This is a genomic window from Neobacillus sp. DZ-9 (assembly GCF_059587065.1).
In genome coordinates, this window is record NZ_JCAIOL010000011.1 from 35,555 (window position 1) to 51,618 (window position 16,064).

Here is a 16,064-nt window from a genome sequence, read left to right on the forward strand (position 1 = left end):
TTCACCTCTCCTTTCCATTATTTACGAATTCTTGGGTCCAAGGTTTGCTGTAATCCATCACCTAGCAGATTAAACCCGAGAACAACCAAAAAGATGGCCATACCAGGGAAAATAGTAGCATAAGGAGACTCGGTCATGATTGTCTGGGCCTGGTTCAGCATACTTCCCCATGATGGAGTCGGAGGCTGCACTCCTAACCCTAAATAAGATAAGGAGGCTTCCGCTAGAATTCCTGATGCCATAGCCAGAGTGGATTGAATGATAATCGGATTAAGGGCATTAGGCAGAATATGACTGAAAATAATGCGAAGATCTTTGACACCCGTTGCTTTAGCTGCATGAATATATTCCATATTGCGAAGCTGCAGCACCTGTCCTCGTGTTATCCGGATAAAAGCCGGGGCAAAACCAATCCCAATGGCGATCATCGCATTTCCGAATCCATTTCCCAGCACGGCGGCAATTGCGAGTGCCAAGATAAGGAAAGGGAAAGCCTGCATCGCATCAACGGAACGCATGACCACCCATTCATCCCAAAATCCGCCAAAGTATCCGGCAAGAAGTCCAATCGGAACACCAATGAGGATAGCAATTCCTACAGATAATAACGCTGCTTTAATCGAAATTTGTGCTCCATAAACGACCCGTGAGAAGATATCCCTTCCTAAATCATCCGTTCCAAAGAGATGCTCCCCGCCTGGCGGCAACAGAATAGCATTATAGTCTTGGGCGTTCGGATCAAAAGGGGCCAATTGATGGGCAAAAATAGCCATTAGAATCAAACATAGAATAATAACTCCACCGAAAACCCCTAATCCTGTCCGCAAAAACTTTTTGAATGTCTTCATTTAGGAAGCCCCCTTGCCCGCTTTGATTCGAGGATCGATCACGGCATAAAGCAGATCAACAATTAGATTTACACCAACAACCAATACGGCAGATACTAAGATAGCTCCCTGCACGGTTACATAATCACGTTTAAAAACGGATTCTACGATGAGTCGGCCAAAGCCTGGAATGGAGAAAATCGATTCGGTAATCACCAATCCGCCAAGAAGTCCGGCAACCATCAAACCGGAAGTAGTTACAACCGGGATCATGGCATTACGGAGCACATGTCCTAAAATGGTCTTCACTTCATTTAGCCCTTTGGCTTTCGCTGTGCGGACAAAATCCATATTGACTACTTCGAGCAAGGAAGAGCGGAGCATTCTCATCAGAACCGCCGATTCTCGAAGACCTGTGGCCAAACATGGCAAGATCATCGCCAGTAAATTCTGTCCTGGATTATCGGTAAAAGGAACAAACCCAGAGGCCGGAAGCCAGCCTAACTTAACGGAAAAATAAATAATAGACATCATCGCCAGCCAAAAGCTTGGGATACTCATCCCGCCCAAGGCAACAAAAGTACTGGTATAGTCGAGTACCGTTCCTCTTCTAACAGCGGCAAGGATACCGGCAGGAAAAGCAATCAGTAAGGCGACCACAAAGGTGCCAATCGTTAATTCAACAGTAGCAGGTAATCGTTGGGAAATCAGTTCGGTAACGGGAACTCTGTCCGTGATCGATATTCCCAGATTTCCTGTCATAACATGCCCAAGCCAGGTAAAGTACTGAACAATTATAGGTTTATCCAATCCTAATTGTGCCCGAAGCGCTTGATAGGCTTCTGGTGTCGCCTCTTGACCAAGAATGACCCGGGCTGGGTCGCCCGGGATCATATGGATAAGAGAAAAGGTCAGAACCGACACTAGGAAGAGAATCGGAATGGTTAACAGCAAACGTCTTACGAGAAATTTCATGTCCTTCTCCCCCTCAATGTGATTTCAAAATGCTCTTATTTCTTGTCTAATTTTTGTGTATGGATGATGCCATCTGGAATATATTCAAAGCCAGTAATTTTCTTAGATACACCGAAACGGTTGAAATCATGGTAAATATACACGTAGTCGGCTTCATCATGAACAATGTCCATCGCTTGGTCATAGATTGCCTTCCGCTTATTCGAATCCAATTCGATTCGGGCTTGCTTAGCCAGCTTGTCCAATTCTGGGTTTGATACAGCCGCATAGTTGTTTGGCTGACCGGTTACGACGAAATCGAAGAAGCTTTGGTCTGGGTCGGGACGTCCTGACCATCCGAGTTGAAGGGCTTGGAACTTATGATTAGCCCCATTTTCCAACATCGTACCAAACTCGACCTTCTCTAGTTCTACATTGATTCCATAAGGTTTTAACATGTTCTGAATAACAGCCCCGAACTGCTCATTGACAGGAGATGTGCCAATTTGAAATTTAAAGCTGAATCCATTTGGCTTTCCGCCTTTGGCTAACAAGTCCTTAACCTCTTGTTTATCCGGCTTGCCAACTTTATCCGAATCTCCATATGCAAGGTTGCCTGGTGAGAACGGAGAGTTTGCAGGTGCCCCGTAACCGTCTAATACGACTTTGATGAAAGCTTCGCGGTCAACGGCCGCATTTACAGCTTGGCGAAGGTACTTATTGTTGAATGGCTCTTGTTGTGTGTTCAGATAGAACCCTTGGTAGGCCATACCGGATTCAGCAATTACTTTTGCAGTAGGATTATTGTCCAACCCTTTGATTTCCTTAGTCGGAACGTCATCTAAGATATCAAGTTGGCCGGATTTTAAGTTTTGAACCGCTGCTGTACCGTTCGTAAACACTTTGTAATTTAATTCATCCACTTTGACTTTACCATTCCAATAGTTCTCATTCTTTTTCAAGGTAACATGGTCGCCATTCACATGCTCCACGAAAACATAGGCACCAGTTCCAACAGGATGGTTCAAGAAATCATCGCCATATTTCTTCACCGCTTCAGGAGATACCATCATTCCTGATCGGTCGGTAAGGATCGAAATAAAAGGAGAGAATGGTTCAGACAGTTCAATCTTCACCGTTTGCGGATCTACTACATCTACTTTTTGCACAAAGCTTAGTTCATTCTTTCGACGGGAATTGTCTGCTTTATCACGCTCGATGTTGAATTTTACAACATCCGCATTAAAATCAGTTCCGTCGTGAAACTTAATCCCTTGCTTTAATTTAAAGGTATACACCTTTCCATCTGAAGAAACATCATAGGAATCAACTAAAACAGGTACAATTTTTCCATCCTTGTCTAGGTCAAAGAGTTTATCATAGATGCTGTTTTGAACTTGGCGATCTACTAGAGCATTGGATTGGCTGGGATCTAAGCTTGGCGGATCCGCTTTAAGACTGATGTTAATCACTTTTTTGCCAGCAGGTTTGGAAGCCGCAGGCTTTTGAGCAGATTTTTCAGTGGATGCAGATTGATTACCGCCACTGCATCCAGTTATAGCGATCATTGATCCGATAATTGCAGTTGCAAATGTAAAGCGTGCCTTTCTACTAAACATACTTTTTACCCCCATTTATGATTAATATTAATTATTAAAAGATTAGCAGAATCTGAAAAATATTTATTTTCTGAAAATTTATTCTAAAAAAATAATCGCCATTATATTTCTTTTTATTATTCCGTTTTCTCTGGCTTCTGTTCTTCATTCTCCCATTTTTCATAAAGCCTTTCATGACGAATGGCTACGTCATACAAATGTTCCCTCATCATTTGTCTCGCCAGTTCGACATTATGATCCTTGATCGCCTGATAAATTTTCTCGTGGAATTGGATCGTCGTTAGTTTATCCGAAATCAAAAGCATTTCTCTTTTGGCTGTGGTAAGAAATTCAGTAATAGATTCATAGACTTTCATCAACACCTGATTTCTTGTTGCCTTGACAATGGCCTGGTGAAATTTTTGATCCGCTTCCAGAATAGGTAAATTCATTTGGATCGCGCTCTTCATCATTTCCAGGGATTGCTCCATTTGAACAAAGTCCTCTTCTTTTGCCACTTCCGCTGCTTTCCCGCAAATTTCCACTTCAAGCATCAAACGAAACTCCATGAGTTCTCGGGAACTTTTCGGATCGAGCAGAGCGGACACAACATGCTTGTGAACCATGTCGCTAAAATCCGTTTTTTTGACAAATACACCAATTCCCATACGCTTCTGTAAAACCTGCATATCCACTAGACTATTTAGGGCTTCTCTTACGGATGATCTGCCAACCTTTAAGGTTTCCATCAGCTCCCGCTCCGAATGCAGTTTATCACCTACTTTAAATGTACCTTTCTTAATTTCTTCCAAAATATATTCAGTTACAATACTACTGACTTTTTTAGACATGCTCAGCACCCCATTCGTTTTACTTATCTCATCGTACCTGTCTCATGCGTCTTACATGTCTCACCTGTCTGATAGGTTGATTTTATATTAATTAATATTTCTATTGTTGTCAATATTAAAATAACACTAAACTTTCAGAATATTTTTCTTTACGATGATAGGACGCATATTATTAACCTACTAAAACATAATAGGTCTTTTATCCTTAGAACACAACTATTGCCCGCTTTTTTAGACGATAAAGGTATTATTTAAATCTGTTGCCCTCACACCCAAAAAGCCTAACTCTTTTTAAAGATTAGGCTTTTTGAGTTAATTGGTCATCGATCTCTTCCAACAATATTCTACAAAAACTTGTTTTCTAGTTTTTGCATTCAATTAAAAATTAAGTATGCGAAACAATAATCTCGCATTCTCCATCCAACTCAAACTCACCGAACCCAACAGGAATAATAAAATGGGTTCCCTTCCCTAATTCATATTTTTCACCATTATGGATGAGGGAACCCCGGCCCTTAATGACACTAAAAAGCAAGTATTGCTCATCGAATGAAAAGGAAACTTTCCCGTGGATATCCCATTTATAAACAGAGAAAAACTCCGATTCCACAAAAGTCGTAACCTTGGCATTTTCGACTTCCTCCACTCGGGGCGAGCTCATTGCATCTTGATGAGGTACAGTTGTCACCTCAATCGCCTTTTCCAAATGCAAATCGCGCAGGTTCCCTTCCGCATCCTTACGATCAAAATCATAAACCCGATAGGTTGTGTCAGAGCTCTGCTGCGTTTCCAATACGAGCGTTCCTTCACACAAAGCATGGATTGTACCACTTGGGACATAAAAAAAGTCACCCGGCTTGATTTTAACACGGCGCAGCAGGTCGTTCCATTTCCCCTCATTAATCTGCTGGATTAGTTCTTCCTTTGAATGAGCATTATGTCCAAAGATCATATCTGCATCTTCTTTGCATTCGATAATATACCAACATTCTGTCTTTCCAAGCTCACCGTTTTCATTAACCTTTGCATAGGCATCATCGGGATGAACCTGTACGGATAAATCCATATTGGCATCCAAGATCTTGGTAAGAAGCGGAAATACCTCTTCCTTTGGACTTCCAAATAACTCAGGATGCTCACTCCATAGATTTTCCAAGGACATGCCGGCATATGGACCGTTTTCGATGACCGAAGGGCCGTTTGGATGAGCGGAAATAGCCCAGCATTCTCCTGTTATTTCTGATGAAATTTCATATCCAAATTCCTTTTGTAACGCCGTTCCGCCCCAAATTCTTTCTTTAAAAACAGGTTTTAATAATAATGGCTGCAAAATAGACTCCTCCTAATGATGTAGATTAGATACCTTACAAGACACCAGAGGGGCGGTTCTCCCGGCTCCGAAAAAGCCACAAGAACCGCCCCCATGGCCCATGGTCACCCATGGTCAAGCATTTTGTATTGGGCTTTCACTAATTCAAAATAGACTCCTTGTTTAGCCATGAGAGTTTCATGGTTTCCCTGCTCCAGGATATTTCCGTGATCAAGCACAAAGATGTTGTCGGCTTCCCGGATTGTCGATAACCTGTGGGCAATCATAATTGCTGTTCTTCCTTTTAATAGCGTTCTTAATGCCTTTTGAATCTTGACCTCTGATTCCGTGTCAATACTTGCGGTGGCTTCATCCAAAATGAGAATTTTCGGCTCAGCGAGAAGGGCCCTCGCGAAGGAAAGGAGCTGGCGCTCACCCACCGACAAGATATTGCCCCGCTCTTCCACCTCCGTTTGATAGCCATTCGCAAGCTGGTCAATAAACGAATCGGCTCCTACTACCTTCGCGGCAGCCATCACTTCCTCGTCACTGGCTTCCGGATTTCCAAAACGAATATTTTCCATAATCGTTCCTGAAAAGATAAACGTGTCCTGCAGGACCACACCAATTTGCGAACGGAGGCCCGCAATCGACAATTCGTGAATAGGATGGCCATCGATTTTGACAACACCTGAGGTAGCATCATAGAAGCGGCTGACCAAGTTGGCAATGGTCGTCTTCCCGGACCCTGTATGGCCGACAAGCGCAACCGTCTCCCCCGCTTTTATCGAAAAGGAAATACCATTTAACGCCTTCCTTGATGCATCATAGGAAAATTCCACTTCCTCAAAATCAATCTGCCCTTTAATAGAAGAGAGAATCATAGGTTTGGAAGCCTCGGCCACAATCGGCCTTTCATCTAAAAACTCAAAAATCCGTTCCGAGGAAGCCATCCCAATCAGCAGCTGATTATACAGCTGGCCAAGACGTGAAATCGGCTCCCAGAACATCCCTAAATAAAAGGCAAAGGAGACAAATTCCCCGATTGTACTTTCACCACCCGAAACAAGAAAAGCCCCGTACCAGATGAGAATGGCCGTCCCCAAAGCATTGGTGATCTCGACAAACGGTCCAAACATGGCATTTTTATGAACAGCTTGTTTCCAAGTTTCAAAGTTTTCCTGGTTAACTCCCTTAAAAAATTGAATGTTTTCTTTTTCTTGAGTAAAGGCCTGCGTGACGCGGATGCCTTGAATGCTTTCATTTAAATGGGAATTGAGCTTCGACTGGACGAGCCGAACCGATTGCCACTGCAGCCGGATTTTTTTTCGCAGGCTGGTGGAGATAAAAAACATGATCGGCAAAATCACCATAATCGCAATCGTTAATTTTGCATTCAAAGAAAATAAGATAATAATGACCGACAGCAATAGGAGAAAATCGGTTAATAGATTAATAACACCACTTGTAAACAACTCCTGCAGGGAATTAATATCATTCATAATCCGCACAAGAATCGATCCGCCCGAACGCTGGTCGAAGAACCTGTGTGATAAGGACTGTACATGTGTAAATAAGTGCTGCCGCAGATCATAAATGACATTTTGCCCAAGCTTATTCATCCAGCGGATTCTTAGCAAATTGACAAAATAGGATAAAACATACAACCCTGAAATGATGAAAATCAGCTGAAGCAATAAGGTTGTATCCTTTTCAACAATCGCCTTGTCAAGGGTATAGACGCCAATTAAAATCGGAATGATTAAACGGATGGCTGTTGAAATGATCACAGTCAAAAACGAAAGGGGCAGTAAATTTTTTGTATAGGGCTTTAAGTATTTCAGCAAGCGCCACATCTGTTGCCAGTTAAACGATTTATCCATCACTTCATCCTGGGAGTAATGAAACCGCTCGAGGATGAGTTGTTTCTTTCGTTTTTCCTCCATATTTCACTTATCCTCCTGCCTTTTGCATAATCGCTGCCTGATCCTGATATTGAATGTTGTAGATACGCCGGTACGCTCCATCATGGGCGAGCAGCTGTTCATGTGTACCACGTTCGATGATTCTTCCCTGATCCAGCACCAAAATCTCATCGGCATGCTTAAGCGATGAAATACGATGGGCAATAATAAACGTCGTTCTTCCCTTCATGACTTCTCGGAGGGCCTTTTGAATATGAAATTCAGTTTCCATATCGACCGCACTTGTGGAATCATCTAAAATGAGAATCGCCGGATTCATGCAGATGGCGCGTGCAATCGCAATCCGTTGTTTTTGTCCCCCGGAGAGCCCCATCCCCCGTTCTCCTAGCTTCGTCTCATATCCATCAGGCAGCTCCATAATAAAATCATGGGCCTGTGCCCGTTTGGCCGCATCGATAATTTCCTCCATCGCCGCATCCGGCCTTCCATAAGCGATATTTGCCTTGATGGTGGATGAAAACAGAAAGGTCTCCTGTAAGACAACGCCAATTTGCGAACGCAGCATTTTCAGCCCATATTCCTGAATAGGACGATCATCAATCACAATCTTTCCTGCCGTCGGTTCATAAAAACGGGACAGAAGCTGAATCATGCTGGTTTTTCCAGAACCTGTTGCACCAATAAGCCCGATGGTTGTTCCTGGAGGCGCGGAAAAAGTAATCTCCTTTAGTGCGGCCGCCTCTTCCGATTGATAGTGGAATGTGACCTGATCGAAGTTCACCTTGCCTGCCATTCTGCCGGTATTCCTGATGTCATCGCCATCCATAATCGTTTCATCTGCTTCCAATACTTCAAGAAGCCTCTCGCCGGAAGCTTTTGCCTGGGAGAACATATTGATGGTGAATCCCAGGTTCATAATCGGCCAAATAATATACCAAACAAGACTGTAGAAGGCGACAAGCTCCCCGGGCTTTAAGGCTCCACTGATCACTTGGAATCCGCCATAAGCCAGCAAGGCGACAACAGAAATATTGCCGATCAGCTCCATCAGCGGAAAATATTTCGACCAAACCCCCGCCGTAGTCAGCTGTCTGGTCCTGTACTCCTGATTGGAGGAGTTAAAGCGCTTCGTTTCCTGCTTTTCTTTTGACAGGGCTTTAACCGTATGGATCCCGTTAATATTTTCCTGCACCATGGTATTTAAGCGCCCAAACGATTCGCGAATCCCGCGGAACGCCGGATGGACGGCTCTGTCGAACTTATAAACCACCACACTTAAAAAAGGCAGTGACATCATCGTGACCAGAGTCAGGGAAACGGAATAATAGAACATCACACAAAGACTGGTGCCCACGACAATGACAAAACGAAGGACCTCGCTAAAGCCGAAGGATACAAAAAAACGGAAACCTTCCACATCCGCGGTCAAACGGGACATTAGATCCCCTGTCTTTGCGTTATCGTAATAACTGAACGATAGCCGCTGCAGCTTTTCGTATAGGGCATTTCGGAGCAAATACACGGAATTAATGCCGAACATATCTGCCAAATAATGTTGGATGAAAGTAGAGAAGGCTTTTACTCCCATAATCGCGATAAATCCCAAGGCAATCCACGGCACCCAGTCATATTTGCGCCCAAGCACGACATCATCAATGGTCACCTGCAAAATGACCGGATAGATGACGGTAATCGCTGCAACAATCAGCATAAAGAGCAGCGACCAGATAAAATCCTTTTTAAAAGGAAGATAAAACGACTTTAACTTTTTAAAAACGAACATTTTTTCCTCCTTATGCAACCTATAAATTTACATACCTTACATTTATATAGATTTAAGTTAGAAATATTTCGAAAATCGTTAAATTAGGTTGTCTAATTTTTCGATAAGCTCCACCTCCTTTAGTACCATCCATGTAAGCCTTTCCACACCATTCTAGCAGTACGGTCCTTTCCGTCCTATTGGCAAAAACATAGATTCATTGGTTAAATTAAAGTCTTCTGCCCACAAAAAAAACGTACCACCCTTCCGAGTGGCACGTTTCTTCTATTAATGTCGTTTATGGCTTTCAGTCAATGCCTGATGGGCAAGCAAAAGCGCCCCTGTAATCCCGGCATCATTGCCTAAACCAGGGCTTACAATATATTCTGACGGCTCCGGCAGGGAAACATACTCACGCAGAGACTCCTTCAAATGCTGAAAGATAGAAGGGAATATCTGTTTCTGGTTCATCACGCCGCCGCCCAGGATAATCTTTTTCGGCGAAAGAATCAACATATATTGCATCAGGGCCTGGGCGATATAGTAGCCTTCTAATTCCCATACTTCATTTCTGTCGACTAACTCAATGCCCTTTTGTCCCCAGCGCTCTTCAATGGCCGGGCCGGCCGCCAATCCTTCCAGACAATCACCGTGGTACGGGCACCGCCCCTTATAGGGATCCTCCGGATGACGCCTAACCAAAATATGCCCCATTTCCGGATGAGAATGCCCTTCAAGCATCTGCCCCTGAACGAGTGCTCCTGCGCCAATTCCTGTTCCAACCGTTATATACAAGCAGCTATCCAGTCCTTTAGCTGCACCAAAAGTCGCCTCGCCTAACGCGGCGGCATTCACATCCGTATTAAATCCGATGGGAACCCCAAATTCATCCTCAAACCCCTGCACAAACGGATAATCCTTCCATCCTGGTTTTGGGGTAGACGTGATGTGCCCGTATGTCGGACTTTCCCGGATAACATCAATCGGACCAAACGACCCAATTCCAATCGCTTCGATCGGGTATTTTTTAAAAAATTCAATGACCTTCGGAATCGTTTCATCCGGGGTAGTTGTAGGGATTTGAATTCGGTCAACAATCGTTCCCTTTTCGTCTCCAACGGCACAAACAAATTTTGTCCCGCCAGCTTCAATTCCACCAAGCATTCGCAGCTCCTCCTAATCTATTATTCATTAAACCGGCCTGCGCCCTTCAGGAAATGAAACAATGCCCCGATTAGGTTTGCATCATTATCAAATTGACAGGCTTGCACTTCTATTTGTAACGTTGAAATGTCGTCCCTTAACCTCTTCAATTCACGATTGATCCCGTCAATCACTTCCTGCCGCTTGCTAATTCCGCCGCCAATGAGGATTTTTTGCGGGTCCAAGGCATATTTTAAATTATAAATTCCGATGGCGAGCCGTTTATAAAATTCTGCAATACTCTCTTTGGCAATCGTGTCACCTTCATCCGCCATACGAAATACTTCTTCACCGTTCAACGTTCCTTTTGCCAGTGACTTTCTCCTGGCAACCTCCTCCACTAAAGCATGGGTCGAAGCAGTCTTACTCCAGGTTTGATCAAGCGGATTTTTAGACTGTGCTCCCATAATCATGTAACCGAACTCCCCGCCGTGAAGCGTAGCCCCGCGTAAGATCGATTGGTTCATAACGATACTGCCGCCAATTCCGGTACCTATGACAATACAAATATAGTATTCCGTTCCTTTAGCTGCACCTAACCATCCTTCCGCCAAAGCGGCGCAATTGGCATCATTTTCGATCGAAACGACAAGACCCGTTCGTTCCTTTATAAGGTCAGTCATATAAACTCCATGTATATACGGAATCGCACTTGCACCGCCAATAAACCCCGTATTAACATCTACAGCACCGGGTGAACTTAAAGCAATGCCTTGCAGTTCAAATGAATTCGAATATTCTTTTGTAACTTGGCTAAGTTTCTGCAAGAAACTTTCTAATCCATCAAAAGGAGTTGGAAACTTCCCACTTTCTAATTTCTTTCCTTCTTGATCCATAACAGCATATTTTATGTAGGTGCCGCCAATATCGAATACCATGTACGCTTTCATCCGACTCACCCTTATTAATCATTTTCTTCCTCTGCCCATTTCATGGTTAAAACCCATTGTTTTCGGACAACTGTTTATACCATTTCCCTGATTTTTTAACCGTTCGTGTTAACTGGTTCTTTAAATTTACTTCCACTAATCCATATCTGTTCTTATAAGCGTTCGTCCATGACCAGTTATCCATGAAGGTCCATAGGTGATATCCCAAGCAATTCGCTCCCTCTTCAAGGGCTTTATGCACCCATTTCAAGTGTTCCTGGATAAATTCAATCCGATAATCATCCTCAATAAACCCTTCTGCATGACGGAACTTTTCTTCCCCTTCAACACCCATTCCATTTTCCGAAATAAAGAATGGCAGATTACTATAGTTGTCACGGAGGTCAATCATAATATCATAGATAACCTCCTCGCAGATTTCCCAGCCTCGGTGCGGATTGATTTTCCGTCCTGGCATGATATACGGATCAAAGAGATGTTCCGGCATAAACGGAGCATTCTCCGGCTCAGGCTGCTCTTTCGCTTTAACACGGCGCGGCTGGTAGTAATTCACGCCTAAAAGATCAATCGTATTGTTTTTGATCACTTCTAAATCACCGGCCTCCACAGGTGGAAGCAGGTCACTCTCTTTTAAAATATCAACCAAGCCACGAGGATATTCGCCTTTTGTGACCGGATCAAGGAAGCTGCGGTTAAAGAATAAATCAGCAATATGGGCAGCCTTTACATCTTCGGCATCCTGACTCCGTGGATAAGATGGGGTGAGATTCAGGATAATGCCAATTTTCCCGTCAATCTTTAATTTTTTAAAAGCTTCCACTGCCTTCGCATGGGCCACAATAGTATGGTGGGCAACCGTTGCACCCCGCTTGAAATCTGTCACATTAGGATAATGCCAATTATATAAATACCCGGCCTCAACCGGGACGATCGGTTCGTTAAAGGTAAACCAATATTTTACACGTCCGCCGAATAAGCGAAAGCAGGTCTCCGCATAATTCACATAGGCATCGATGACTTCCCGGTTTTCCCAGCCGCCTTTTTCCTGCATGCACATCGGCATATCAAAATGGTATAAATTCATAAATGGTTCGATGTCATGAGCAATCAATTCATCGATGACCTGGTTGTAAAAGGCAACGGCCTTCTCATTTACTTTACCGGTTCCATCCGGAATCAAACGTGACCATTGAATCGAGGTCCGAAAGGAGTTATGGCCCGTTTCTTTCATCAGCTGGATATCTTCTTTAAACCGATGATAGAAATCCGATGTGTGTTCCGGGCCAACCCCATTATGAAAACAAGCAGGCTCCGTGCTGTACCAATAATCCCAGATACTTTGCTTTCTTCCGTCCATCAGCGCTGCGCCTTCCGTTTGCGGGCCTGATGCGGCACTTCCCCACCAAAAGTTTTTTGGGAAACGATAGGTAAGGTTATGTTCATGCAAACTACTAATATCCATTGTTCATCTCCATCTTTTTATTTAATTTTTCTCCATTCACTTGGTGTGGTTCCCACACTTTTTTTGAACTGTTTATAGAAATAAGCCGTATCCGAATACCCGACCTTTTTGCCAATTTCACCTGCACGGTAATGGGTGGTTTTGAGGAGTTCCTTTGCCTTTTCCAATCGGTATCGGTTTAGGTATTCTGAAAAAACCGCCCCTACTTCTTTTTGAAATAATTGTCCCAAATAGATGGCATTTACATGAAACTGCTGGCCTAATGTCTTTAACGAAATCCCATCATCATAGTGGGCATGGATATAATCAAGGACATTTTGGACAATCGGACTGCGATTATTGGCTTGTTTGTGGATCGAAAAAATTAATTCCTGGCAATATTCCTTCAAAATGACTTTCATCTCGTCAATATCAGAGCTATACGCTATTCTTTCGATTGCAGCTGTATGATAGGAGAGATCGTTCGGCTGCAACGAATAATGGATATAAGAAAGTAAATCAAAGATATATTTTCTGGCAGCTGGCGGGGAGATAAAGCTGGAATTCCTGGTGAGATCCTGAAAAAAGGAATCAATCCGTTGTAAAACCTCTCCCTCCACTTTCAATAGCTGCTTGACAATCGTTTCTTTAAATTCTTGCTGTTTTTTTAATTCTTCATGCTTATCAATCGTCAAAGGTTCGGAAAGAAGAACATTTGGGCATGAATATAGCTGCAATAAGCTATACTCCCTTGCCCTCATATAACTTTCTTCTAATTCGGCTATTGTTTTTACCGGTTTTCCCATCGCTAAATAGAATAATCCGGCTCCGCTTTTTTCATCTTTTAGCTGCTCTACCAGGCCTTGGTTATCTCGATACAATTCCTCTTCCTGTTCGCCCCCTAAAATAATGACCAGGTCTTGATTTGGACTAAATAAACAGACGGCAGCAAAATGTTCCTCAATAAAGCTTCTGATTTCCTTTAAACTCTCAACCCTGTAATAGTTTTCAAAGCTTAAAATAGAAACAGCATAATACGGCTGAGCAAACTGGATATCGTATAATGACAATCTTTCCAGACAGTCGTTCTTCTCAATCTCGCCATTTAAAAACCGCCATAAGGTATTATCCAATAGGGTTGACGGTTCCTGTGCCTGATTGCCTCCCGACACTGCATTCATTTTCCGGCCTACATTTTGAATGGTCGTTAATAGCTCGTCCTCATCCACTGGTTTGACTAGATAGTTTTCGATCCCTAATAACAGACCTTGCTTAATGTACTCGAATTCTTGGTAACCAGTTAAAATAATACATTTCAACTTCGGCTGGATTTTTTTCGCTTCCTCAATTAAATCTAAACCGGACATTTCTCCCATTAATATATCTGTAACAAGGAGGTCGACTGGATGTTCTTTAAGATAAGCAAGAGCCTCTTCCCCGCTCTCGGCACGCGACACAATTTCAAACCCATAGTCCTCCCAATCCAGGAGGGCTTGAAGGCCTATCGTAATTAACGGCTCGTCATCGACAAGAAGCACCTTATACATGGCTGTTCCCTCTTACTGGAATAGAAAGGGTAACAATTGTTCCTTTATCTTTGATACTTTTCACAGAAATGCCGAATGTGTCTCCATATTTCAGTTTTAAACGTTGATGGATATTTCTTAATCCAATTGAATCCATTTCATCTCCCTCTTCACAATTAAGATGCTGGACAATCATCGCAAGATCCTCCTCCGTTATCCCCTTACCATTATCCTCCACAGTGATTTCCAACGTTTCCCCAAGCTGAGTGGCACGAATGTGTAACTCATTGTCAGAACGGTCCTTTCTAAAACCATGAACAAAATAATTTTCAATGATCGGCTGCAAAATGAGCTTTTGCAAAGGGGTTTGCTCCACGTCACTAGGAATATGAATATCAACCTGTAGTTTGTTTGGGAATTTAAATTGCATTAATTTTAAATACTGATTTACATATTCAATTTCTGTATATAAAGGCACCGTGTCTTTTGACTCTAACGAGTAACGGAATAGCTTTGATAAATGGAAAATCATTTTACTAGAAGTTTTTGAACCCTCTACGACAGCTACCATCCGTATTGCCTCTAACGTATTAAATAAAAAATGAGGATCGATTTGAGCCTGAAGCGCTTTCAATTCCGCTTCCTGCTGCTTTAAATTTAACAGGTAAAATTGTTCAATATAATTATTCAATTCATCTAACATCGAATTGATATTGACAGCAATCCTTGATAATTCATCTTCATGTTTGGATTCTGGTATCCTGGCATCCAGATTTCCATTCTCAACCTGCCGAATAATCGAAACAATTTTATTAATACGCCTTGAATAATTTCGAGTAAAGGAATAGGAAATTAAAATGGAAATAATGATGAAGAATATAATAACTCCCCACATGGTTCCCCTGACAATCGTTAGCTTTTGCCACCCTCTATCGGGAATAACACTGACATACGTATAATCCCCCTGGTTCGCAATGGTACTAATATAAAAATGGTCTTTCTGCCACTTTATTTTTTTCTCATTTGTTTCAGGCTCTATCTGTTTGATCATATCTAAGGGAACATCACCCTTATTTACGGAATAGATGATTTTGCCCTCAGCATCCTTTATAAAAAAGGAAGAAGGTACTCCATCGCGCTTTTTGACCATTTTGTCTAGACGATTAGTAGAGTAAAAAATGGTAATCTCACCTATTTTTTTCAAGGTCACTGGATTGTTTACGACAATCTTTTTGGTAAAGGTATCTGTTAGTTGCCTGACTCTTGGAATACCATCCCCGCCAAACCTAGGAATCCCTTCTGAAAGAAGGGGGCTGGCTACATCCATGGAATGACCGATGATGCTTTTATTCCATCGTAAATTTTGATAAATGAGCAGGTATTCTACAGAAGGGGTTTCCAACGAACGTAAACTAATCGCATTAATATCGCTATCCTGACCGAAATAGGCATTGAAATACGTATCAATATTATTCGGTACAAATGATTTGCCCTCCGAAAATTTATCGAGACGGTATTCCAAATATTTCGCATACCCGTTTTGAAGGGCAAAGGAAATATCGTCAATGACATCCCCTTTAACATAAAAATCCCTTTTGGATCGATTAATATCTGCATCTTTAGCGGAAAAATAATCCTCCACTCGTTCCATCGTTCTTGTATTGACGTTCACTTCTTTTTGAATAATAACTTCGGAGTAATAGTTCGTAATCGTAACGATTAAAACAATGATGGTTAAAATAATAGTGATAGATGATGCCAAGAATAGTTTATTAAAT

Annotated in this window: 12 protein-coding genes; all 12 read right to left on the minus strand. The window is 42.5% G+C overall.

Annotated features, from left to right (window positions below; genetic code table 11):
* Positions 1-17 precede the first annotated feature (17 nt).
* The 12 genes from AC59HZ_RS25025 to AC59HZ_RS25080 all read right to left on the minus strand — a co-directional run bounded on the left by AC59HZ_RS25025 (position 18) and on the right by AC59HZ_RS25080 (position 16,048).
* Entirely contained in the window at positions 18-848 is an 831-nt protein-coding gene (locus tag AC59HZ_RS25025) for an ABC transporter permease (RefSeq protein ID WP_335716378.1), read from the minus strand.
* Positions 849-1,802 carry an ABC transporter permease gene (locus AC59HZ_RS25030; protein ID WP_496548475.1) on the minus strand — a complete coding sequence of 318 codons (954 nt, stop codon included), beginning with the start codon at positions 1,800-1,802 and terminating at the stop codon, positions 849-851.
* A 35-nt stretch (positions 1,803-1,837) separates the two neighbouring features.
* Positions 1,838-3,400: an ABC transporter substrate-binding protein gene (locus AC59HZ_RS25035; protein ID WP_496548476.1), complete on the minus strand. Its 1,563-nt coding sequence runs from the start codon at positions 3,398-3,400 to the stop codon at positions 1,838-1,840.
* A gap of 116 nt (positions 3,401-3,516) precedes the next feature.
* On the minus strand, positions 3,517-4,230 hold the full coding sequence (locus tag AC59HZ_RS25040) for a FadR/GntR family transcriptional regulator (protein WP_496548477.1): 714 nt from the start codon (positions 4,228-4,230) through the stop codon (positions 3,517-3,519).
* Positions 4,231-4,615: 385 nt separating this feature from the next.
* Positions 4,616-5,563, minus strand: coding sequence for a mannose-6-phosphate isomerase, class I (gene manA / locus AC59HZ_RS25045; protein ID WP_496548601.1), 948 nt, complete (start codon positions 5,561-5,563; stop codon positions 4,616-4,618).
* Positions 5,564-5,664: 101 nt separating this feature from the next.
* Complete coding sequence (locus tag AC59HZ_RS25050) at positions 5,665-7,485, minus strand: ABC transporter ATP-binding protein (RefSeq protein ID WP_496548478.1); 1,821 nt, start codon at positions 7,483-7,485, stop codon at positions 5,665-5,667.
* Between the two features lie 7 nt (positions 7,486-7,492).
* Positions 7,493-9,247, minus strand: coding sequence for an ABC transporter ATP-binding protein (locus AC59HZ_RS25055; protein WP_496548602.1), 1,755 nt, complete (start codon positions 9,245-9,247; stop codon positions 7,493-7,495).
* A gap of 267 nt (positions 9,248-9,514) precedes the next feature.
* The gene (locus AC59HZ_RS25060; protein ID WP_496548479.1) at positions 9,515-10,390 is read right to left on the minus strand and encodes an ROK family protein; all 876 of its coding nucleotides are present in this window, start codon (positions 10,388-10,390) and stop codon (positions 9,515-9,517) included.
* 20 nt (positions 10,391-10,410) lie between these two features.
* Positions 10,411-11,319 carry an ROK family protein gene (locus AC59HZ_RS25065; RefSeq protein ID WP_496548480.1) on the minus strand — a complete coding sequence of 303 codons (909 nt, stop codon included), beginning with the start codon at positions 11,317-11,319 and terminating at the stop codon, positions 10,411-10,413.
* A 46-nt stretch (positions 11,320-11,365) separates the two neighbouring features.
* Positions 11,366-12,781: a glycoside hydrolase family 1 protein gene (locus AC59HZ_RS25070; protein WP_496548481.1), complete on the minus strand. Its 1,416-nt coding sequence runs from the start codon at positions 12,779-12,781 to the stop codon at positions 11,366-11,368.
* 17 nt (positions 12,782-12,798) lie between these two features.
* Positions 12,799-14,307, minus strand: a complete 1,509-nt coding sequence (locus tag AC59HZ_RS25075) for a response regulator transcription factor (RefSeq protein ID WP_496548482.1) — start codon at positions 14,305-14,307, stop codon at positions 12,799-12,801.
* Positions 14,300-16,048 carry a sensor histidine kinase gene (locus tag AC59HZ_RS25080; RefSeq protein WP_496548483.1) on the minus strand — a complete coding sequence of 583 codons (1,749 nt, stop codon included), beginning with the start codon at positions 16,046-16,048 and terminating at the stop codon, positions 14,300-14,302. The genes AC59HZ_RS25075 and AC59HZ_RS25080 overlap by 8 nt, the downstream gene beginning before the upstream one ends.
* Positions 16,049-16,064 lie beyond the last annotated feature (16 nt).

Coding starts and splice junctions, on each gene's coding strand:
- AC59HZ_RS25025 (WP_335716378.1), bottom strand. CDS start 848: ATGAAGACATTCAAAAAGTTTTTGCGGACAGGATTAGGGGTTTTCGGT.
- AC59HZ_RS25030 (WP_496548475.1), bottom strand. CDS start 1,802: ATGAAATTTCTCGTAAGACGTTTGCTGTTAACCATTCCGATTCTCTTC.
- AC59HZ_RS25035 (WP_496548476.1), bottom strand. CDS start 3,400: ATGTTTAGTAGAAAGGCACGCTTTACATTTGCAACTGCAATTATCGGA.
- AC59HZ_RS25040 (WP_496548477.1), bottom strand. CDS start 4,230: ATGTCTAAAAAAGTCAGTAGTATTGTAACTGAATATATTTTGGAAGAA.
- AC59HZ_RS25050 (WP_496548478.1), bottom strand. CDS start 7,485: ATGGAGGAAAAACGAAAGAAACAACTCATCCTCGAGCGGTTTCATTAC.
- AC59HZ_RS25055 (WP_496548602.1), bottom strand. CDS start 9,247: ATGTTCGTTTTTAAAAAGTTAAAGTCGTTTTATCTTCCTTTTAAAAAG.
- AC59HZ_RS25060 (WP_496548479.1), bottom strand. CDS start 10,390: ATGCTTGGTGGAATTGAAGCTGGCGGGACAAAATTTGTTTGTGCCGTT.
- AC59HZ_RS25065 (WP_496548480.1), bottom strand. CDS start 11,319: ATGAAAGCGTACATGGTATTCGATATTGGCGGCACCTACATAAAATAT.
- AC59HZ_RS25070 (WP_496548481.1), bottom strand. CDS start 12,781: ATGGATATTAGTAGTTTGCATGAACATAACCTTACCTATCGTTTCCCA.
- AC59HZ_RS25075 (WP_496548482.1), bottom strand. CDS start 14,307: ATGTATAAGGTGCTTCTTGTCGATGACGAGCCGTTAATTACGATAGGC.